General features: G+C 63.8%; 16 protein-coding genes. 5 read left to right on the forward strand and 11 right to left on the reverse strand.

Annotated features, from left to right (window positions below; genetic code table 11):
* Positions 1-48: 48 nt before the first annotated feature.
* Both lptE and leuS read right to left on the reverse strand, forming a co-directional pair.
* On the reverse strand, positions 49-654 hold the full coding sequence (gene lptE, locus AD664_RS02605) for an LPS assembly lipoprotein LptE (RefSeq protein WP_042732825.1): 606 nt from the start codon (positions 652-654) through the stop codon (positions 49-51).
* Between the two features lie 90 nt (positions 655-744).
* Positions 745-3,351, reverse strand: coding sequence for a leucine--tRNA ligase (leuS, locus tag AD664_RS02610; RefSeq protein ID WP_053144179.1), 2,607 nt, complete (start codon positions 3,349-3,351; stop codon positions 745-747).
* Positions 3,352-3,643: 292 nt separating this feature from the next.
* On the opposite strand from leuS, the gene AD664_RS02615 reads away from it, so the two are divergent.
* A complete protein-coding gene (locus AD664_RS02615; RefSeq protein WP_053144183.1) occupies positions 3,644-3,955 on the forward strand; it encodes a hypothetical protein in 312 nt (103 codons plus the stop codon).
* A gap of 111 nt (positions 3,956-4,066) precedes the next feature.
* A complete protein-coding gene (locus AD664_RS02620; RefSeq protein WP_053144184.1) occupies positions 4,067-4,828 on the forward strand; it encodes a YdcF family protein in 762 nt (253 codons plus the stop codon).
* Between the two features lie 145 nt (positions 4,829-4,973).
* Here AD664_RS02620 and lnt read toward each other — a convergent pair whose 3' ends face one another.
* From lnt to miaB, 5 genes are all read right to left on the reverse strand, one after another.
* The gene (lnt, locus tag AD664_RS02625) at positions 4,974-6,497 is read right to left on the reverse strand and encodes an apolipoprotein N-acyltransferase (RefSeq protein ID WP_053144185.1); all 1,524 of its coding nucleotides are present in this window, start codon (positions 6,495-6,497) and stop codon (positions 4,974-4,976) included.
* Between the two features lie 27 nt (positions 6,498-6,524).
* The gene (locus tag AD664_RS02630) at positions 6,525-7,364 is read right to left on the reverse strand and encodes an HlyC/CorC family transporter (RefSeq protein ID WP_053144186.1); all 840 of its coding nucleotides are present in this window, start codon (positions 7,362-7,364) and stop codon (positions 6,525-6,527) included.
* Between the two features lie 40 nt (positions 7,365-7,404).
* A complete protein-coding gene (gene ybeY, locus AD664_RS02635; RefSeq protein WP_053144188.1) occupies positions 7,405-7,863 on the reverse strand; it encodes an rRNA maturation RNase YbeY in 459 nt (152 codons plus the stop codon).
* Positions 7,856-8,866, reverse strand: a complete 1,011-nt coding sequence (locus AD664_RS02640; protein WP_047736337.1) for a PhoH family protein — start codon at positions 8,864-8,866, stop codon at positions 7,856-7,858. Before AD664_RS02640 ends, ybeY begins: the two co-directional genes overlap by 8 nt.
* A gap of 216 nt (positions 8,867-9,082) precedes the next feature.
* Positions 9,083-10,411, reverse strand: a complete 1,329-nt coding sequence (gene miaB, locus AD664_RS02645) for a tRNA (N6-isopentenyl adenosine(37)-C2)-methylthiotransferase MiaB (protein ID WP_053144189.1) — start codon at positions 10,409-10,411, stop codon at positions 9,083-9,085.
* A gap of 132 nt (positions 10,412-10,543) precedes the next feature.
* Between miaB and AD664_RS02650 the strand changes: the two genes are divergently transcribed.
* Complete coding sequence (locus tag AD664_RS02650; protein ID WP_053144191.1) at positions 10,544-10,873, forward strand: DUF1820 family protein; 330 nt, start codon at positions 10,544-10,546, stop codon at positions 10,871-10,873.
* A 163-nt stretch (positions 10,874-11,036) separates the two neighbouring features.
* Here the strand turns inward: AD664_RS02650 and AD664_RS02655 are convergent, their stop codons facing one another.
* From AD664_RS02655 to AD664_RS02670, 4 genes are all read right to left on the reverse strand, one after another.
* Positions 11,037-11,591 carry a tetratricopeptide repeat protein gene (locus tag AD664_RS02655; protein ID WP_042732295.1) on the reverse strand — a complete coding sequence of 185 codons (555 nt, stop codon included), beginning with the start codon at positions 11,589-11,591 and terminating at the stop codon, positions 11,037-11,039.
* 217 nt (positions 11,592-11,808) lie between these two features.
* Positions 11,809-13,092, reverse strand: coding sequence for a glutamate-1-semialdehyde 2,1-aminomutase (hemL, locus tag AD664_RS02660; RefSeq protein WP_053144194.1), 1,284 nt, complete (start codon positions 13,090-13,092; stop codon positions 11,809-11,811).
* Positions 13,093-13,122: 30 nt separating this feature from the next.
* Positions 13,123-13,749 carry a thiamine phosphate synthase gene (thiE, locus tag AD664_RS02665; RefSeq protein ID WP_053144196.1) on the reverse strand — a complete coding sequence of 209 codons (627 nt, stop codon included), beginning with the start codon at positions 13,747-13,749 and terminating at the stop codon, positions 13,123-13,125.
* A gap of 17 nt (positions 13,750-13,766) precedes the next feature.
* Positions 13,767-14,564 carry a hydroxymethylpyrimidine/phosphomethylpyrimidine kinase gene (locus AD664_RS02670; protein ID WP_053144198.1) on the reverse strand — a complete coding sequence of 266 codons (798 nt, stop codon included), beginning with the start codon at positions 14,562-14,564 and terminating at the stop codon, positions 13,767-13,769.
* Between the two features lie 280 nt (positions 14,565-14,844).
* Here AD664_RS02670 and AD664_RS02675 point away from each other — a divergent pair, with 280 nt between their 5' ends.
* Both AD664_RS02675 and AD664_RS02680 read left to right on the forward strand, forming a co-directional pair.
* The gene (locus tag AD664_RS02675; RefSeq protein WP_053144200.1) at positions 14,845-17,229 is read left to right on the forward strand and encodes a hybrid sensor histidine kinase/response regulator; all 2,385 of its coding nucleotides are present in this window, start codon (positions 14,845-14,847) and stop codon (positions 17,227-17,229) included.
* 74 nt (positions 17,230-17,303) lie between these two features.
* Positions 17,304-18,953 (forward strand): acyl-CoA dehydrogenase family protein, encoded by a 1,650-nt coding sequence (locus AD664_RS02680; RefSeq protein WP_053144201.1) that lies wholly within the window; start codon positions 17,304-17,306, stop codon positions 18,951-18,953.
* The last annotated feature ends 115 nt before the right edge of the window (positions 18,954-19,068 follow it).

Below are 19,068 nucleotides of genomic sequence, written 5' to 3' on the forward strand. Positions count from 1 at the left end.
GCAGCTCATGAGCGCAGATGGGCGGGGCGCCGGAGCACCCCGCACGGCTTATTCAGCCGGGACTTCCAGAGGCGACTGCTGCGGTGTTTCCGCCTCCGCCTTGCGTGCCGCTTCCAGCGCGTCGGCTTCGGCCTTGGCGCGGGCGTCGGCGGTCTGTTGCAATTGCTCCAACTGGGCCGGGCTCAGGCGTTGCAGGCGCAGCATCATGCGCTGTACCAGCTCGCGACGCATTTCGCCACGCACCTGGGTCGATTCCTGGTCGGAGCCGGTGATGTTGTTGCCGTCGTGCAGGTAGACCTTCTGCACCTGGAGCTTGTCGTCCAGCAACGACAGGTTGTTCTGGCCACGGATTTCATAGCTCAGCACGTTGGTCAGCTCGTATTCGGCCGAACGCCCGGCGCCGGCGTAGCTCAGGCTGCGCTGACTTTGCTGTTCATTGGTCAGCACCAGCTTGTAGGGCGCGCCGTTGTAGACCTTCACGCCACTGTTCTGGAGCGTGTCGCGCAGCATTTTCACGGTTTCGCCGTAGGCGTCCCGCGCACTGAGGTCCAGCTCCTTGATAGCCAGCTCGGTGGTGCCGGTGCCACGCAGCTGGAAGCCGCAGGCGCTCAACAGGACCGCCAGGCCCACGACCAGCAGATTACGTTTGATCATCTTGTTGCTCCCCTTGAAACCCTATGGGCCGACAACGCGGCCTCCCAGGTCATATTCGGCGCCCGGCCCGCGGCCAGGCGCCCGATCCAATTAGCTTGCGACGATGTTGACCAGTTTGCCGGGCACGACGATCACTTTGCGAATCGTCAGGCCATCGACGAAGCGCAGCACGTTCTCGTTGGCCCGTGCGGCGGCTTCGACTTCTTCGCGCGTTGCGCTGGCCGGCATGTCGATCTGGCCGCGCAGCTTGCCGTTGACCTGGATGACCAGGGTCAGGCTGTCCTGCACCAGCGCGGTTTCGTCCACCAACGGCCAGCGGGCGTCGATCACCGGGTCGGCGTGACCCAGTCGATTCCACAGCTCGTGGCTGATGTGCGGGGTGATCGGCGCCAGCAGCAGCGTCACCGCTTCCAGGCCTTCGTGGAGCAAGGCGCGATCCTGTTCGGTGGCTTGGGCGGCTTTTTCCAGGACATTCATCAACGTCATCACCTGGGCGATGGCGGTGTTGAATTTGTGGTTCTGGCCGACGTCATGGCTGGCCTGCTTGATGGCCAGGTGGATCGAACGGCGAACGGCTTTTTGTTCGTCGTTCAGGCCGTTGACGTCCAGCTTGCCCGGCAGGCCCTGGGCCACGTGGGCCTGGGCCAGGCGCCAGACGCGCTTGAGGAAGCGGTGCGAGCCCTCGACGCCGGAGTCGGACCATTCGGCGCTCATGTCGGGCGGCGAGGCGAACATCATGAACAGGCGGCAGGTGTCCGCGCCGAACTGGTCGATCATCGACTGTGGGTCGACGCCGTTGTTCTTCGACTTGGCCATCTTCTCGGTGCCGCCGATTTCCACCGGCAGGCCGTCTGCGATCAGCTTGGCGCTGATGACCTTGGCCTTGCTGTCGCGTTCGAGCTCGACATCGGCGGGGTTGAACCAGGTGTAGGCGCCGTTGGCTTCGCGACGATAATACGTCTCGGCGACCACCATGCCCTGGGTCAGCAGGTTCTTGAAGGGCTCGTTGGAGCTCACCAGGCCTTCGTCGCGCATCAGCTTGTGGAAGAAGCGCGCATACAGCAGGTGGAGAATGGCGTGTTCGATACCGCCGATGTACTGGTCCACCGGCAGCCAGTGGTCGGCGGCGGATTTTTCCACCAGGCCGCCTTCATGGTGCGGCGAGGCGTAGCGGGCGTAGTACCACGAGGACTCGACGAAGGTGTCCATGGTGTCGGTTTCGCGCTTGGCCGGTGCGCCGCATTTCGGGCAACTGCATTCGTAGAACTCGGGCATGCGGGCCAGGGGCGATCCGGCGCCATCGGGTACGACGTCCTCCGGCAGGACCACGGGCAGTTGATCTTCCGGTACCGGTACATCGCCGCAGGTGCCGCAATGCACGATCGGGATCGGGCAGCCCCAGTAGCGCTGACGGCTGATGCCCCAGTCGCGCAGGCGGAACTGGGTGCGGGAGGCACCGAGGTTCTTCTTGATCAGGGCCACTTCGATGGCGTCGAACGCACCTGCGAAATCCAGGCCGTTGAATTCGCCTGAGTTGATCAGCTCGCCGTGTTCGCCGTAGGCGTCCTGCCACGGCGCCGGGGTCTGGTCACCGGCGCTGGTGCGGACCACGGGCTTGACCGGCAGGTTGTACTTGTGGGCGAACTCGAAATCGCGTTCGTCGTGGGCCGGCACCGCCATGACGGCGCCATCGCCATAGTGCATCAGCACGTAGTTGGCGACCCACACCGGGAGTTTCTCGCCGGTCAGCGGGTGCTCGACGAACAGCGAGGTCGGCAGGCCTTTCTTTTCCTGGGTGGCGACGTCGGCTTCGGCGACGCTGCCGCCCTTGCATTCGGCAATGAACGCCTGCAGCGCGGGATCGTTCTGGGCCGCCAGGGTCGCCAGCGGGTGCTCGGCGGCCACGGCCACGTAGGTGGCGCCCATCAGGGTGTCCGGACGGGTGGTGAAGACCTTCAGGGTGCCGGCTTCGCCAATCGAGGCGACGTCGTAGGGGAACTGCACTTCCATGCCCCGGGACTTGCCGATCCAGTTGCGCTGCATGGTCTTGACCTGCTCGGGCCAGCCGGTCAGCTCGTCGAGACTCTCCAGGAGTTCATCCGCGTAGGCGGTGATCTTGAAGTAGTACATCGGGATCTCGCGCTTTTCGATCAGCGCGCCGGAGCGCCAGCCGCGACCGTCGATCACTTGCTCGTTGGCCAGTACGGTCTGGTCCACCGGGTCCCAGTTCACGGTGCCATTCTTGCGGTAGATCACGCCTTTTTCGAACAGGCGGGTGAACAGCCACTGCTCCCAACGGTAGTAGTCGGGCTTGCAGGTGGTGACCTCGCGAGACCAGTCCACCGCCAGGCCCAGGCTGCGCAGCTGGGACTTCATGTAGGCGATGTTTTCGTAGGTCCACTTGGCGGGCGCCACGTTGTTCTTCATCGCGGCGTTTTCCGCCGGCATGCCGAAGGCGTCCCAACCCATGGGTTGCAGGACGTTCTTGCCTTGCATGCGCTGGTAGCGGGAGATCACGTCGCCAATGGTGTAGTTGCGCACGTGCCCCATGTGCAGCTTGCCGCTGGGGTAAGGGAACATCGACAGGCAGTAGTAGGTCTCCTTGCCTGGCTGTTCACTGACTTCAAAGGACTTTTGCTCGTCCCAGAAAGACTGGGCGGCGGCTTCGATTTCACGGGGCTGGTAGTGTTCGTGCATGGCTACTTTTGTACTGAATGGGGTGGCCCAATCCTCTTCGTTGCCATGCTGGACGCAGACGACGCCGTATGCGGCGTTCTCGATGCCCAGCCAAGCTGGAAGTGGAGTTACAGGAAGCGCCGTAGCATACATGACCGCGCTCTGCCGAGGGAAACCCTGATTGCATGCCGGCGGTTGCCGACCACCGCCCGTGTCGGGCGTTCAGGGCCGTTGGTCGCGGCGTCCTGCCGGTTTGCCAAGCGAAGCTAAGCTTCTCAATGGGGAGTGAGTCTTATCTTCAATGAGGTGAGGGATGGTTGAATCACAGCGAAAAGTAACGACACCTGAGTTGTACGAAAAACTGATCGATCGTCTCGGGATGGCCCTGGACGCTGCAAGAACCGCCGGTCGTTTGCGCGACGAGCGCCCGGCAGAGCTGGAACTGCGCGGCCTCAGCCCCGCAGAGTTCGAACTGGTCAAGGCTTACCTCGAACAGGTCGGACACCCGGCCCGCCCGAGCGGAGCCCAGGTACCCCAGCGTCACGAGGCGCCCCGTTCGGCCAAGGTGGTATGGCTCAAGGACCGGACGCCGGACAAGGAAGCCGTCAGGCTCCGGTCAATGTAGTTGAACTAGAACCGGACCCACCCAGGTCGCTCTTTTGATTCAAGGTCCTTTCGAATCTGTTGTCGCTTTGCGTCAACCCACTTAGGCTTCGGGCATCTATGGAGATGCCCGATGCCGTTTCGCTATTTCATCAAACAACTTCTCTTGCCGCCGGGCATTCTCTTGCTGCTGCTGGCGCTTGCCTGGTGGTGGCGCAACTCCCGGCCGCGCCTGGCTCGCCTGTGCTTTATCGTGGGCCTGGGCGGCTTCTGGCTGATGAGCCTGCCCGTGGTGGTGCAGTGGAGCGCCAAGGCCCTGGAGCAGGAGCCGCCGCTGGCGCGCAGTGAATGGACGAGCCTGGCCCAGCGCGCCGACGCCATCGTCGTGCTCGGCTCCGGCCGCGAGCGCGGCGACTTGGCCTGGGGCGCCGACCAGCCCACCGGTGTGGGGCTTGAGCGTCAGCGTTATGCCGCCCGACTGGCCAAGGCGTCGGGGCTACCGGTGCTGACGACCGGCGGCCTGCACTACGGCACTCCGCCCAGCGAGGCGAAGCTGATGGCCGATTCGCTGCTGGATGATTTCGGGGTCACCGTACGCTGGCAGGAAGGGCGCAGCCGCACCACTTGGGAAAATGCCCGGATGAGCGCCGAGATCCTCCTGCCCGAGGGTGTCCGTCGCGTCGTGGTGGTGACCCAGTCCTGGCACATGCCGCGGGCGGTCATGAGCTTCGAGCGCTCGGGTTTTGAAGTGGTGCCCGCGCCGGTGGGGTTCCTGGGAGCGGATAACGCCCGGCCGTTGGGCGGCTGGATGCCGGAGTTCAAGTCGATCTGGCAGTCCGGGCAGTTGATGAATGAGGCGGTGGGGTTGGTCGGGTACTGGTTGTTCTATCGCTGAATCGTCAAGGTGAACGCTTATTGTGGCGAGGGAGCTTGCTCCCGCTGGGGCGCGAAGCGGCCCCTGAAAAACAGGGGCCTGCTGGCGCAGTCCAGCGGGAGCAAGCTCCCTCGCCACGGGGTTTTTCATTCACATGGGGAGCGAGTTATACCGTCCTGGCCATTCGCCCTGCCATCAGCGCCCAGCCCAGCAGTAGCACGCACAGGCTGATCAACGGCCACGAGCGCCATTGCAGGTAGGGCGTCAGGTCGTGCATCGGCACCACTTCGCCATACAGGATGCCGCGCTCGAACTGCGGGATCTGCGCGGTGATCTGGCCGAAGGGGTTGATCAGGCCGGTGACGCCGTTGTTGGTGGCGCGGATCATCCAGCGTCCGGCTTCGAGGGCGCGCATCTGGGCCATTTGCAGGTGCTGCAACGGGCCGATCGAGGTGCCGAACCAGGTGTCGTTGCTGATGGTCAGCAACAGGTCGCTGCGCGCCGAGAGGCCGGCGGCGAACTCCGGGTAGACCACTTCGTAGCAGATGAACGGCGCGATCTGGTAACCCTTGGCCTGCAGCAACGGCTGATCGGCCGGGCCCCGGGCGAAGTCCGACATGGGCAGGTCGAAGAACGCGATCAGCCCGCGCAAGAGGTCCTGCAGGGGCACGTATTCGCCGAACGGCACGAGTTTTTGCTTGAGGTAGGTGCCGTCGCCTTCGCCGGTCACGGTGATGCCGTTGAAGTAGCGCTTTTCGTGGCGCACCAGTTGGCGAATCGGCACGCCGGTGATCAGCGCCGAATGCCGCTCGGCGGCGAAGCTGCCCATCATGTCCAGGTAGCCCTGGGCCGACTCCTTGAGCACCGGGACCGCTGTCTCCGGCCAGACCAGCAGGTCGACGCGCTTGGAGGTAAAGCTCATGTCGCGGTACAGCGCCAATTGGGCGTTGAGCTGTTCCGGGTCCCACTTCAGGCTTTGTTCGATGTTGCCCTGGATCGCCGCGACGCTCAGCGGGTCGCCCGAAGGGCTGGTCCATGCATGCCCCTTGAGCGCCATGCCGGCCACCCACGGGCCGACCAGCAACACCACGCCGGCGGCGATGAAGCCCTTGCGGCCGGTGCCGATCAACCGGCGCGCGTTGTACAGCAGCGCGGCCGTCAGGGCCAGGGTGAAGGAAATCAGCCACATCCCACCCAGTGGCGCGAGGCCGGCCAGGGGGCCATCGAGCTGGCTGTAGCCGGAGTAGAGCCACGGGAACCCGGTGAGGAACCAGCCACGGAAGGCTTCCTGGGCCAACCACAGCGCGGCGAACGCCAGGGCATCGGCCAGCGGCGCTTCGTTGCGCCGCAGCCAGCGCGCCCACAGCCAGGCCGGCAGGGCAAAGAACCAGGCAATGGCGGCGATGAACAACAGCATCAGCAACCCGGCCAGCAGCACCGAGGCCCCACCGAAGTTGTGGATGCTGACGTAGATCCAGCTGGTGCCGGCGCCGAACAGACCAAAGCCGAAGCACCAGCCTCGGCCGAGCGCCTGGCGTGGCGACAGCTCGCGCAAGCCGGCATAGAACAGTCCGACCGCCAGCAGTGCCAGCGGCCAGATGTCGAACGGTGCCAGGGCCAGGGTGGTGATCGCGCCGGCCGCCACGGCCAGCAGGTTACCGGGCCAGCCGGGGCGGTTTATCCAGCGCATGTGTGTCCTTAGCGGGGCTCGTAGGGGTTATCGGGCAATGGGCGACAGGCGCAGCAGGTGAATCCGGCGGCTGTCGGCGTTCAGGATGCGGAAGCGCCAGGAGCCGATTTCCGTGGTTTCGTTGCGCTTGGGCAGGTGCCCGAAAGCGCTCATCACCAGGCCGCCGACCGTGTCGAACTCATCGTCGGAGAATTGGCTGTCGAAGAATTCGTTGAAGTTCTCGATCGGCGTCAGGGCCTTGATCAGGAAGTCGCCGCTGGGCAGGGGCTTGATGTAGCTGTCTTCCTCGACATCGTGCTCGTCCTCGATGTCGCCGACGATCTGCTCGAGCACGTCCTCGATGGTGACCAGGCCGGCCACGCCGCCGTATTCGTCGATGACGATGGCCATGTGGTTGTGGTTGGCGCGGAATTCACGCAGCAGCACGTTCAGGCGCTTGGACTCGGGCACGAAGGTGGCCGGGCGCAACAGGTCCTTGATGTTGAAGCTGTCGCCGTTTTCCTGAAGGATCAGCGGCAGCAGGTCCTTGGCCAGCAGCACGCCCATGACGTCGTCATGGCTTTCGCCGACGACCGGGTAGCGCGAGTGAGCGGAGTCGACCACCGCGGGCAGGAACTCGCGGGGTGTCTGGGTCGCCTTGATGCTGATCATCTGCGAGCGCGGGACCATGATGTCGCGTACTTGCAGGTCAGCGACCTGGATGGCGCCTTCGACGATGGCCAGCGCTTCGCTGTCCAGCAGTTTGTTCTGGTGTGCATCGCGCAGCAGCTCCAGCAGCTCCTGGCGGTTTTTCGGCTCATGGGCAAAAGCCTGGGTGAGCTTGCCCAGCCATGACTTCTGCCCGTTGCTCGATCGATCTTCGCTCATAGCGATTACTCTGAATCCTTTGTCGTTACAGGTTGATGTATCAGTGTTCGTCGCCGGTATAAGGGTCGGGATGACCCAGCTCTGCAAGCAACGTTCGTTCCAGTGCTTCCATTTCCTCGGCTTCGTCATCTTCTATATGGTCGTAACCGAGCAGATGCAAGCAGCCGTGAATCACCAGATGGGCCCAGTGGGCCTCGCCAGTCTTGCCTTGTTCGCGCGCTTCGCGCTCCACCACCGGGACGCAGATCACCAGGTCACCCAGCAGCGGGATGTCGAGCAGTTCGTCGGGCACGTCGGCGGGAAATGACAACACGTTGGTGGCGTAGTCTTTCTGCCGCCAGGTGTGGTTCAGCTCGCGGCCTTCGGGCTCGTCCACCAGGCGGATCGTCAGCTCCGAATCGGCGCTGCGCTGGCGCAAGGCCAGTTCACACCATTGGCGGAACTGGGCTTCGCTGGGGGCCGGGTATTCGCTGGCCAGTTGCAGGTCGAGTTCAAGCATTGTGGCGGCTGCCCTTGCCTTCGGCCGTGTCTTCGTCGGCGCGGCTCTCGAAGCGCTCGTAGGCTTCGACGATGCGCTGCACCAGCGGATGACGGACCACGTCCTTGGGCAAAAAGTGCGTGAAGCTGATGCCTGGCACGTCCTTGAGCACCTGGATGACATGGTTCAGCCCGGACTTGGTCCCGCGAGGCAGGTCGACCTGGGTGATGTCGCCGGTGATGACCGCGGTGGAGCCGAAGCCGATCCGGGTCAGGAACATTTTCATCTGCTCGACCGTGGTGTTCTGGCTTTCGTCGAGGATGATGAAGCTGTTGTTCAGGGTGCGACCACGCATGTAGGCCAGCGGGGCGACCTCGATGACCTGGCGCTCGATCAGCTTGGCGACGTATTCGAAGCCCAGCATTTCATACAGCGCGTCGTAGAGCGGGCGCAGGTAGGGGTCGATCTTCTGGGTCAGGTCGCCGGGCAGGAAGCCGAGTTTTTCTCCGGCTTCGACCGCCGGGCGCACCAGCAGGATGCGCCGTACCTGTTCGCGCTCCAGCGCGTCGACGGCGCAGGCCACGGCCAGGTAGGTCTTGCCGGTACCGGCCGGGCCGATGCCGAAATTGATGTCGTTACCCAGGATTTCCTTCACGTAGCGCTGCTGGTTCAGGCCGCGCGGGCGAATCATGCCTTTTTTCGTGCGCAGGGCGACGGCCGGTTCCGAAGGCGCGGGGTTGTCCAGCTCTTCGACCGCCGACTCCTGGAGGAACAGGTGCACGGTGTCTGGCGACAACTCGCTCCCCTTGGTTTCCCGGTAGAGGCGGCGCAGCAGGTTTTCCGCGGAGGTGGTGTGCTTGGGTTCGCCGATCAGCTCGAATTGGTTTCCGCGGTTGCGGATCTCGATGGCCAGGCGCTGTTCGATCAAGCGCAGGTGCTCGTCGAATTGCCCGCACAGATTGGCGAAGCGGCGAGCCTCAAAGGGCTCGAGAATGAAACGATGAGGTTCGATGGGTGCGTTCAAGGTCGTTTTTAGCCGCCCAGGGGCAATTGAGATGAAACCAAGGATAGCGCCAGTAGGCTGGGTGCGAAAGCTCTTAAGCGGGGCAATTCGATCACAGGGCTTGGTGTGGCCCTGGTGGGAGCGAGCTTGCTCGCGATGAGGGTGTCACATTCAACGCAGATGTTGAGTGCCGAACCGCTATCGCGAGCAAGCTCGCTCCCACAGGAAACTGAGGTACTACTGGATCAAGGAGCCGCGCAGGGAGTGCGGTTGCGCGGCGTCGATGTGCACGTCGGCGAACTGGCCGATCAGGGCTGGGGTGTCGCAACGGAAGTTGACGATGCGGTTGTTTTCCGTGCGTCCCTGCAATTCGCCGGGGTCTTTCTTCGAGTAATCGGTCACCAGGATCCGCTGGATGGAGCCGACCATTTGTCGGCTGATCTCGAAACCTTGCTGGTTCAGGCGGTGTTGCAGGGCGTTGAGCCGTTCTTTTTTCAACTCTTCGGGGGTGTCGTCCGCCAGGTCGGCCGCCGGCGTGCCGGGGCGCTGGCTGTAGACGAAGGAATAGGAGAAGTCGAAGCCGACGTCTTCGATCAGCTTCATGGTCTGTTGGAAGTCCTTCTCGGTTTCGCCAGGGAAGCCGACGATGAAGTCCGAGCTGATGCAGATGCCCGGCACGGCGGCCCGCAACTTGCGCAGCTTGGATTTGTACTCCAGGGCCGTGTGGTTGCGTTTCATGGCGGCGAGGATCCGGTCGGAACCCGATTGCACCGGTAGGTGCAGGTGTTTGACCAGCTCCGGGACCTCGGCGTGGGCCTGGATCAGGCTGTCCGAGAACTCCAGCGGGTGCGAGGTGGTGTAGCGGATGCGGTCGATGCCGTCCACCGCCGCCACGACGCGGATCAGTTCGGCGAGATCTGCCAGGCGTCCATCGTGGGTCAGGCCGCGATAGCCGTTGACGTTCTGGCCCAGCAGCGTCACTTCGCGCACGCCGTTTTCCGCCAGGTGGATGATCTCGGCGATCACGTCGTCGAACGGCCGGCTGACTTCTTCACCGCGGGTGTAGGGCACGACGCAGAAGGTGCAGTATTTGCTGCAACCTTCCATCACCGAGACATAGGCGCTCGGGCCGTCGATGCGTGGTTCGGGCAGGTGGTCGAACTTTTCGATCTCCGGGAACGACACGTCCACCTGGGGCAGCCTGGTCACGCGCGCGGCGTCGATCATCTCGGGCAGGCGGTGCAGGGTCTGCGGGCCGAAGACCACGTCCACGTATGGCGCGCGGTCGCGGATGGCGGCGCCTTCCTGGCTGGCCACGCAACCGCCCACGGCAATGACCATGTCCGGGTTGGCCAGCTTCAGCTCGCGCCAGCGGCCGAGCTGAGAGTACACCCGGTCCTGGGCACGTTCGCGGATCGAGCAGGTGTTGAGCAGGATCACGTCCGCGTCTTCGGCGCGGGCAGTGACTTCCAGGGCCTGGTGGTCGCCCAGCAGATCGACCATGCGCGAGCTGTCGTACTCGTTCATCTGGCAACCGTGGGTTTCGATGTAAAGCTTCTTGGCCATGGACGGGTCATCACGTGATTCAAAGAACCGCGCATTATAGGGAACAAGTCAGCGGGTTCCTACCGCTGCCGGAGCAGTGGCTATGCTATAGTTTGCGCCCTCATTTTTACCCGCCGATGTGTTTCGCCAGCCATGACCAAACGTGAAGCTCCAATCTACAAGGTGATTTTCCTCAACCAGGGCCAGGTGTTCGAAATGTACGCCAAGCAGATCTACCAGAGCGATCTGTGGGGCTTCCTGGAAGTGGAAGAATTCGTCTTTGGGGAGCGCACGCAAGTGGTCGTCGACCCGAGCGAGGAAAAGCTCAAGGCTCAGTTCGAGGGCGTGGTACGCAGTTTCGTGCCCATGCACTCGATCGTGCGCATCGACGAAGTCGAACGCCTGGGCACGCCGAAAATCAGCGAAGCCCGCAGTGGGGTGGGCAATGTGATGCCGTTTCCGATGCCGATGCCTGAGAAGTAAGGCGTAAAGCCTCTTGGTTGCTGCAAGCGGGCTTTGTGGCGAGGGAGCTTGCTCCCGTTGGAGTGCGAAGCGCTTCCAGGATCTTTGGGGTTGCTTCGCAACCCAGCGGGAGCAAGCTCCCTCGCCACAATAAGATACTCCCAGCCACTGGGGGGCTGCGGTTTCAGGGCAGTGGCGAGAACGGCGTGCGCCCGTCGGCGTTCTGCAGTTCCATCAGGTACTTGCGAAAGATCTGCCCGAGCACCTGGGTGGCGACTTCCAGCTCGTCGCGGGGCATTTGCTCGGCGACTTCGTCGGCGGTGTCCAGGGCGTCTTCGGCGCCGTTGACCGCCGCCATCTTCAGGACGATGTAGGCCTGGACATTGTTGGCGGGTACGCCTTCACCATGAAAGAACATGCCGCCCAGCTTGAATTGCGCCTGGGCATGGCCTTGCAGCGAGGCTTTTTCGAAATAGTCGAGGGCTTGCTTGAGGTCGCGCGGCGCAGCCTTGCCTTCGTAGTAGAACTCGCCCAACTCGTACTGTGCCTGCGCATCGCCTGCATCCGCCGCTTTTTGACAGGCGTCGAGGGCCGGTGCGAGATCTTGTGGCTGGGTGTTGAGCGTGCAACGGCCCAGCGCCGGGATCAACAACGAGTTGCCGCCTGCCTGTGCATTCGCCAGCAGGGGCTGAAGGAGCAACAGGCAGCCCAAGGCAAGGGTGCGGCCGGTGCGGTTCATGGGAATCGACTTACCTCTGAGGGGCGCGCGGACCCTCCGGGGGATCCAATAAGCGCGCATTATGAAATAAGCGGGGCCATCCTTACAAAGTCTTTACTCGTTTTTCTGCTGCGAGGGAATGCCAACGGCTGCTTCGCGGCGAAATCCGTAGGAAAAGGATAGGGGGTTGTCGGCAATCACTGACGCCGGCATCAGCCAGCGTCAGTTATCCACAGGCTTATTTCAAGGCTGCGAACGCTCGCTCGGCTGCGTCGAGGGTGATTTTCAACTCCGCCTCGCCATGGGCGATGGAGGTGAAGCCGGCTTCGAATGCGCTCGGCGCCAGGTATACGCCGCCTTCGAGCATCAGGTGGAAAAAACGCTTGAAGCGATCGGCGTCGCTGGCCATGACGTCTTCGAAGGTGACGATGTCATCGGCGCCGCTGAAGTACAGGCCGAACATGCCGCCGGCCTGGGTGGTGACGAACGGGATGCCGGCCGCGTCGGCGCGAACCTGCAAGCCGTCGAGCAGGCGCGTGGTGTAGTCGGTCAGCTCGGCATGGAAACCCGGGCGACTGATCAGGCGCAAGGTGGTCAGGCCAGCGGCCATGGCCAGAGGGTTGCCCGACAGCGTACCGGCCTGGTAGACCGGGCCCAGCGGGGCGATGCATTCCATGATGGTGCGCTTGCCGCCGAAGCAGCCCACCGGCATGCCGCCGCCGATGATCTTGCCGAAGGTGCTCAGGTCCGGCGTCACGCCATAGTGGGCCTGGGCGCCGCCGAGGGCCACGCGAAAACCGGTCATCACTTCGTCGAAGATCAGCACCACGCCATGCTGGTCGCAGAGGCGACGCAGGCCTTCGAGGAAGCCCGGTGCCGGTGGTACGCAGTTCATGTTGCCGGCCACCGGCTCGACGATGATGCAGGCCACTTCCTGGCCGACGTCGGCGAGCATCTTCTCGACTTCTTCGAGGTCGTTGAACGGCAGGGTCAGGGTGTGCTTGGCAAACGCCGCCGGCACGCCGGCCGAGCTCGGGACGCCCTGGGTCAGGGCTCCGGAACCGGCCTTGACCAGCAAGCTGTCGGAGTGGCCGTGGTAGCAGCCTTCGAACTTGATGATGCTGTCGCGCCCGGTGAACCCGCGTGCCAGGCGGATCGCGCTCATGGTCGCCTCGGTGCCGGAACTGACCATGCGCACCATTTCCATTGACGGCACGATCGAGCAGACCAGGTCGGCCATTTCGGTTTCCATCGCGGTGGGTGCGCCATAGGACAGGCCGTGGGCCAGTTGCTGGCGCACGGCGTCGAGCACCTCCGGATGGCTGTGGCCGAGGATCATCGGACCCCACGAACCGACGTAGTCGACATAGCGCTTGTCGTCTTCGTCGGTCACATACGCGCCTTCGGCGTGCTTGAAGAACAGCGGGGTGCCGCCGACGCTCTTGAACGCCCGGACGGGAGAGTTCACGCCACCGGGAATGTGTTTCTGGGCATTGGCAAACAGGGTTTCGGAACGGGACATGGTTGGGGCTCTCGAAATCGAAAAAAAAGATTATTGGGGCTGCAGCAGGGCGTTGAAGGCGCGGGCGCGGCGCGTCACCTCTGCGCTGCTGTCGGCGCCGAACAGGCCATGGACCACGGCCAGCAGGTCGACACCGTGGGCCACCAGCGGGGCGGCGTTGTCCAGGGTGATGCCGCCGATGGCGCAGACCGGAACGTGCAGCCTGGCATGGGCTTGTGCGAGTAACTCAAGCGGTGCGCCGGGGGCGCCGGGCTTGGTGCTGGAGCTGAAGAAGCGCCCGAATGCCACATAGCTGGCGCCTTCGGCGGCGGCCTGCTCGGCCAGCTCCAAGCTGGCATGGCAGGTGGAGCCGATGATCGCCTTGCTTCCCAGCAGCGCCCGCACCGGGGCCAGCGGGCCGTCGGTCTGCCCCAGGTGCACGCCGACGCCCAGGCGCGCGGCCAGTTCGGCGTCGTCGTTGATGATCAACTGGGTGTTGTAGCGCTCGCACAGGTTGCGCAGCGCTTCGGCTTCGCGCAGGCGACGGGCCTCGTCGTTGCTCTTGTCGCGGTATTGCAGCAGGGCGACGCCACCTTCCAGCGCGGCTTCGACATACGCGAGGAATTTGCCGGCCAGCAACGGGCCGTCGGTGATGGCGTAAAGGCCACGTAATTTCATTCCACAGGCCTCCGGTGCTATGAGCAGAAATCCAGCGGCAGGCGACGCGGCACGAACTGGCCTTGGCCCAGTCGCTCGGCGTCGCGCAGGGTGCGCCAGGTGTAATCCAGTGCGGTCTTGACGGCACTGGCGAGCTGTTCGCCCTGGGCCAGGCGGCCGGCCAGGGCACTGGCGAGGGTGCAGCCGGAACCGTGATAGCTGCCGGGCAGGCGCTGGCAGGTAAAGGTTTCGCGGCGGCCATCGCGGCTGTACAGGCGATTATGGACTTCATGTTCATCGCCGTGGCCACCGGTGATCAACAGGTGCTTGACGAAAGGCTGCAGTTTTTCGGCGCACTCATCGGCGCTGCCCTCGGGCAGTTCGGCGAGGATGCGTGCTTCCGGCAGGTTGGGCGTGGCGATGATCGCCAGGGGCAAGAGGCGTTCGCGCATGGCGTAGCCGACCTCGTCCTTGCCCAGCCGTCCACCACCGCCGGCGCGCAGCACCGGGTCGCAGACCATGGGCAGGTGCGGGTGCGCCTGGAGCAGTTCGACCACGGTGTCGACCATTTCCAGTGAACCAAGCATGCCCAACTTGACCGCCGCCACCGTCGAATCGTTGAGCACGGCATTGGCTTGCGCCAACACCCAGGCCCGATCGAGCACGCGGAAATCACTGACGTTGACTGTGTCTTGCACGGTCAACGCGGTCACCGCCGGAGCGGCATGACAGCCCTGGGCGAGCAGGGCTTCGATATCTGCCTGCAAGCCGGCGCCACCACTGGGGTCGTGGCCGGAGAGACAGAGGACAACGGGGCGAGAGCTGTAGATATTCATGGTGCGCGAGCTTACCACCAAACCCTTCGATCGGCGCGCACCTGTGACGAGGCCCCGAGGCTTATCCGGTAATCTGACCGAAGCAACAGCTCTATCTCAATGCTTTCCCCTGGAACGCCCGTTCTAGAGCCTTCTGTGGGAAAAATTTCAATGGTGCAAATTGGCCATCAACGGCTATGCTAGGGATGGATCCAACTCATAACAGGTAATGCCGGTTTTACGTCTACTCAGGGAATGGGGGACTTCCTGACTCAACCGGACAGGCCATGCTGGGGCTTAAATGCGCTATTTGTTGATGTTGTTACTGTGCTTGTCCCCCTTGGCAAGTGCTCTGGAATTCGATGAGTTCACCCAAAACCTGCCCCTGGGCCAAGCCCTGCAAGTGTTCGAGGACGCGAGCGGCAATGCCGGCCTCGATGACGTCCTGGCCCAGGCCGCGGCCGGCGGCTTCAAGCCCCATGACAAAGCCACGCTGAACGCCGGCTACTCGCGTTCAGCGTTCTGGTTGAAAGTCGACCTGCAGTACCGCCCCGCGAACCCGGACGCCCAGCGCACCTGGCTGCTGGAGTTGGCGTATCCGCCGCTGGACCATCTCGACCTGTACCTGCCCGATGCTGCCGGGGTGTATCAGTTGGTGCGCCGCACCGGCGACGCGCTGCCTTTCGCGAGTCGTGAAATCCGCCAGAACAACTACCTGTTCAGCATCGATTTCAAGCCCGAACAGCAGCGCACCGTCTACCTGCGCCTGCAAAGCCAGGGGTCGATCCAGGCACCGCTGACGTTGTGGTCGAGCACCGCCTACCTGGAGCAGCAGCCGGTGCGCCTGTACGTGCTTGGGATCATTTATGGCGTGCTGTTGGGGATGCTGGTCTACAACCTGTTCATCTACTTGAGCGTGCGGGACACCAGCTACCTCTATTACATCGTTTACATCGCTTCGTTCGGACTCTACCAGTTGTCGGTCAACGGCGCGGCCGTGGAGTATTTCTGGCCGGACAACCCCTGGTGGGCCAACGCCGCGACGCCCTTCTTCATCGGCTGCGCAGGCCTGTTCGGCAGCCAGTTCGCCCGCAGCTTCCTGCAAACAGCCCAACATAGTCGCTGGCTCGATCGGCTGCTGTTGGCCCTGGTCGCCTACAGCGCCGTGGTGGTCGGCCTGTCGTTGATGACCAGCTATGCCCTGGCGTTGCGCCTGGCAACGGTACTGGCCCTGGTCTTCACCGTGGTGATCTTCGCCGCCGGGCTGTTTGCCTGGTGGCGTGGCCTGCGGGTGGCGCGGTATTTCATCATTGCCTGGTCGGCGTTTCTGCTGGGCGGCGTCGTCAATACGCTGATGGTGCTCGGCTACCTGCCGAACGTGTTCCTGACCATGTACGCCAGCCAGATCGGCTCGGCCATCGAAGTGGCGCTGCTGTCCCTGGCCCTGGCCGATCGCATCAATGCCATGCGCGAGCAGCAGGCTCAGATCCTGCTCGACGCCGGGCAGAAACTGGAGGTGCTCAACCAGCAACTGGCCCAAGGCAACAAACTCAAGGATGAATTCCTCGCTACCCTGACCCATGAGCTGCGCACGCCGATGAATGGGGTGATCGGTTCGTTGGAGTTGATGGAGACCGTCGAGATGGACGAGGAGATGACCCAGTATCAGCAGACCGCCGCCGGTTCGGCGCGGGACATGATGCGCATGGTCAACGGCATCCTCACGCTCACCGAGTTGCAGGCTGGCAAGCTCAAGGCCTGTCCGGTTCCGTTCAGCCTGCGTGAGGTGATCGCGGCATTGGAGGTGCAGTTCGGGGCCAATGCGGCGGCCAAGGGCCTGGATTTCAAGGTGGACGTGGCCCCGAGCCTGCCGGATCGGCTGCTGGGCGACCGCTGCAAGCTGGCCCAGTGCTTGGAGTGTCTTCTGGACAACGCCATCAAGTTCACCCGGGTCGGCGGCCTGGCGTTGCGCGTCAGCGGCCGGTCGACGCAGCTCGATGGGCTGGTGTTGTCGTTCGCGGTGATCGACACCGGTATCGGCTTTACCGACCTGGGTGAAGCGACCCTGTACCAGCGGTTCTTCCAACTGGACGGTTCGATGACCCGCGAGTATGGCGGCCTCGGCGTGGGCCTGGCCATCTGCCGGCAACTGGTGGAGTTGCTCGGCGGGCGCCTGACCCACACCTCGGAGCCGGGTCGCGGCAGTCGTTTCCAGTTGGACGTCGAGTTTGATGTCGCCTTGCCCGCGCCTGATCCGTCATCGCTCGTGTTCGGCGAACGCCTGGGCGCGCGCTTGCCCCAGGACTGCACGGTGCTGCTGGCGGACGACAACAGCATCGATCAGTTGGTGATGCGCGGCATGCTGCTCAAGCTGGGTTACCGCGTGCGAACGGCCGACAGCGGCCGCGCGGCGCTGGAACTGTTGCAGGGCGAAAGTTTTGATGCCGTGTTGCTCGATTGCCAGTCGCCACCTTTCGACGGCGTGTCGGTCTGCTGCCAGATTCGCACGCTGCCCGGTTGCGAGGAGCTGCCGGTGCTGGTGGTCAGCCCGAACCTGGGGCATGAGCGCTGCCCGTCGGGCGCCCTGGTGGATTACCTGGGCAAACCGGTGAAATTCGAGGCGTTGCAGGCCATGCTCCAGCGGCGGGTGCTGTGTCCGAAGCAGGGTGAACGCGCCGACATTTAGGCGCATATGACACTTTGTTCGGCCGGGAGGCGGTGCTTAACTGAACCTCTGCTGGCTGACCAAGGAGCCCCGTCATGAACCTGCACCAGTTCGCCGAAACCCACGACGTCACCAACCAGCCACCGTCCCTGGAGGGTGCCAACCTGTATCGCATCGACCTGCCGCTGCAGCAGTGGGCCCAGCGTTTTGGCGCGGGCTGGGCGCAGGCGCGGATCGATGCGTACGGGGCGCTGGCCGGCGGGCCGCTGATGGAGGCAGGGTTCCTGGCCAACCAGAATAAACCGGTCTTTGCCAGCCATGACCGCTACGGCCACCGGATCGACCTGGTGGAGTTTCATCCGGCCTATCACCAGTTAATGCGCACCGCCGTCGAGCATGGCCTGCCCAGTTTGCCTTGGGCCCATCCGCAGCCTGGCGCCCACGTGGCCCGTGCGGCGATGACCTATTTGCACAGCCAGGCCGAGGCCGGTACCGGCTGCCCCCTGACCATGACGTTCGCCAGTGTCCCGGCGCTGCGCTTGCAGCCTGACCTGGCCGAGCGCTGGCTGCCGAAGGTGCTCGCCACCGAGTACGACCCGCGCAACGTCGGTATGGCCCACAAGGCTGGGGTCACCCTCGGCATGGCAATGACCGAGAAACAGGGCGGCACCGACGTTCGGGCCAACACCACCAAGGCTTTCCCGGTGGGCCCCAGCGGCCCCGGCCAGGCCTATGAGCTGGTGGGTCACAAGTGGTTCTGTTCGGCGCCGATGTGCGACGCCTTCCTGACCCTGGCCCAGACCGACAAGGGCCTGACCTGCTTTTTGCTGCCACGCCATCGCCCGGACGACACCCGTAACCAGTTCTACATCCAGCGCCTGAAGAACAAACTGGGCAACTGTTCCAATGCTTCCAGCGAAGTGGAGTTTCGCGGGGCGCTGGCCTGGATGATCGGCGAGGAAGGGCGCGGTGTGCCGACGATCATCGAGATGGTCGCCATGACCCGCTTCGATTGCATGGTCGGCTCCAGCGCCCTGATGCGCCAGGCGCTGACCCAGGCCAGCCATCACTGCGCGCATCGCAAGGTCGGCGGCAAGCTGTTGAGCGAGCAGCCACTGATGCAGAACGTACTGGCCGACCTGGCGCTGGAAAGCGAGGCCGCGCTGGCCTTGAGCCTGCGCATGGGCCGGGCGCTGGACCACTTGAGCGACGACCATGAGGCCCGGTTCGCCCGGCTGGTGACGGCGGTGGGTAAGTACTGGATCTGCAAGCGCGCCCCGGCGATGATCAACGAGGCCGCCGAGTGCATGGGCGGCGCCGGTTACGTCGAGGACAGCATCCTGCCGCGCCTGTACCGGGAGGCGCCGGTCAACTCGACGTGGGAAGGTTCCGGCAATGTGCAGTGCCTCGACGTGCTGCGGGCGTTGTCGAAGGAGCCGGGCGTGTTGGAGGTGCTGTTCAACGAACTGGGCGACGGCCATGGCGACAAACGCCTGGCCGCTCATATCCATCGGTTGCAGGCAGCGTTCAAGGACACCGACGACATTCAGTACCGTGCCCGGCAATTGACCGAAGACATCGCCGTCGGCCTGCAAGCCAGGTTGTTGCTCGAAGCGGGCAACAGCGACGTCAGCGATGCCTTCATCGCCAGCCGCCTGGGTGCCGCGGGCCGTGCCTACGGCACCTTGCCTCGGGGCTTGAATGTCGAAGCGATCGTGACGCGCTCCACCCCGCATGGTTTTTAGACACAACACATAACCCTGTGGGAGCGGGCTTGCTCGCGAAGGCGTCGGTCCATCCAGCATCTGTGGTGGCTGATATACCGCAATCGCGAGCAAGCTCGCTCCCACAGGGAATCGA

The sequence above is a fragment of the Pseudomonas sp. P97.38 genome (genome assembly GCF_001269745.1).
Taxonomy (GTDB): domain Bacteria; phylum Pseudomonadota; class Gammaproteobacteria; order Pseudomonadales; family Pseudomonadaceae; genus Aquipseudomonas; species Aquipseudomonas chlororaphis_E.

What these genes read in the sequence shown, in the direction of transcription:
- lptE (WP_042732825.1), bottom strand. Translation starts at nt 654, where the DNA reads ATGATCAAACGTAATCTGCTGGTCGTGGGCCTGGCGGTCCTGTTGAGC.
- leuS (WP_053144179.1), bottom strand. Translation starts at nt 3,351, where the DNA reads ATGCACGAACACTACCAGCCCCGTGAAATCGAAGCCGCCGCCCAGTCT.
- AD664_RS02615 (WP_053144183.1), top strand. Translation starts at nt 3,644, where the DNA reads ATGGTTGAATCACAGCGAAAAGTAACGACACCTGAGTTGTACGAAAAA.
- AD664_RS02620 (WP_053144184.1), top strand. Translation starts at nt 4,067, where the DNA reads ATGCCGTTTCGCTATTTCATCAAACAACTTCTCTTGCCGCCGGGCATT.
- lnt (WP_053144185.1), bottom strand. Translation starts at nt 6,497, where the DNA reads ATGCGCTGGATAAACCGCCCCGGCTGGCCCGGTAACCTGCTGGCCGTG.
- AD664_RS02630 (WP_053144186.1), bottom strand. Translation starts at nt 7,364, where the DNA reads ATGAGCGAAGATCGATCGAGCAACGGGCAGAAGTCATGGCTGGGCAAG.
- ybeY (WP_053144188.1), bottom strand. Translation starts at nt 7,863, where the DNA reads ATGCTTGAACTCGACCTGCAACTGGCCAGCGAATACCCGGCCCCCAGC.
- miaB (WP_053144189.1), bottom strand. Translation starts at nt 10,411, where the DNA reads ATGGCCAAGAAGCTTTACATCGAAACCCACGGTTGCCAGATGAACGAG.
- AD664_RS02650 (WP_053144191.1), top strand. Translation starts at nt 10,544, where the DNA reads ATGACCAAACGTGAAGCTCCAATCTACAAGGTGATTTTCCTCAACCAG.
- AD664_RS02655 (WP_042732295.1), bottom strand. Translation starts at nt 11,591, where the DNA reads ATGAACCGCACCGGCCGCACCCTTGCCTTGGGCTGCCTGTTGCTCCTT.
- hemL (WP_053144194.1), bottom strand. Translation starts at nt 13,092, where the DNA reads ATGTCCCGTTCCGAAACCCTGTTTGCCAATGCCCAGAAACACATTCCC.
- thiE (WP_053144196.1), bottom strand. Translation starts at nt 13,749, where the DNA reads ATGAAATTACGTGGCCTTTACGCCATCACCGACGGCCCGTTGCTGGCC.
- AD664_RS02670 (WP_053144198.1), bottom strand. Translation starts at nt 14,564, where the DNA reads ATGAATATCTACAGCTCTCGCCCCGTTGTCCTCTGTCTCTCCGGCCAC.
- AD664_RS02675 (WP_053144200.1), top strand. Translation starts at nt 14,845, where the DNA reads ATGCGCTATTTGTTGATGTTGTTACTGTGCTTGTCCCCCTTGGCAAGT.
- AD664_RS02680 (WP_053144201.1), top strand. Translation starts at nt 17,304, where the DNA reads ATGAACCTGCACCAGTTCGCCGAAACCCACGACGTCACCAACCAGCCA.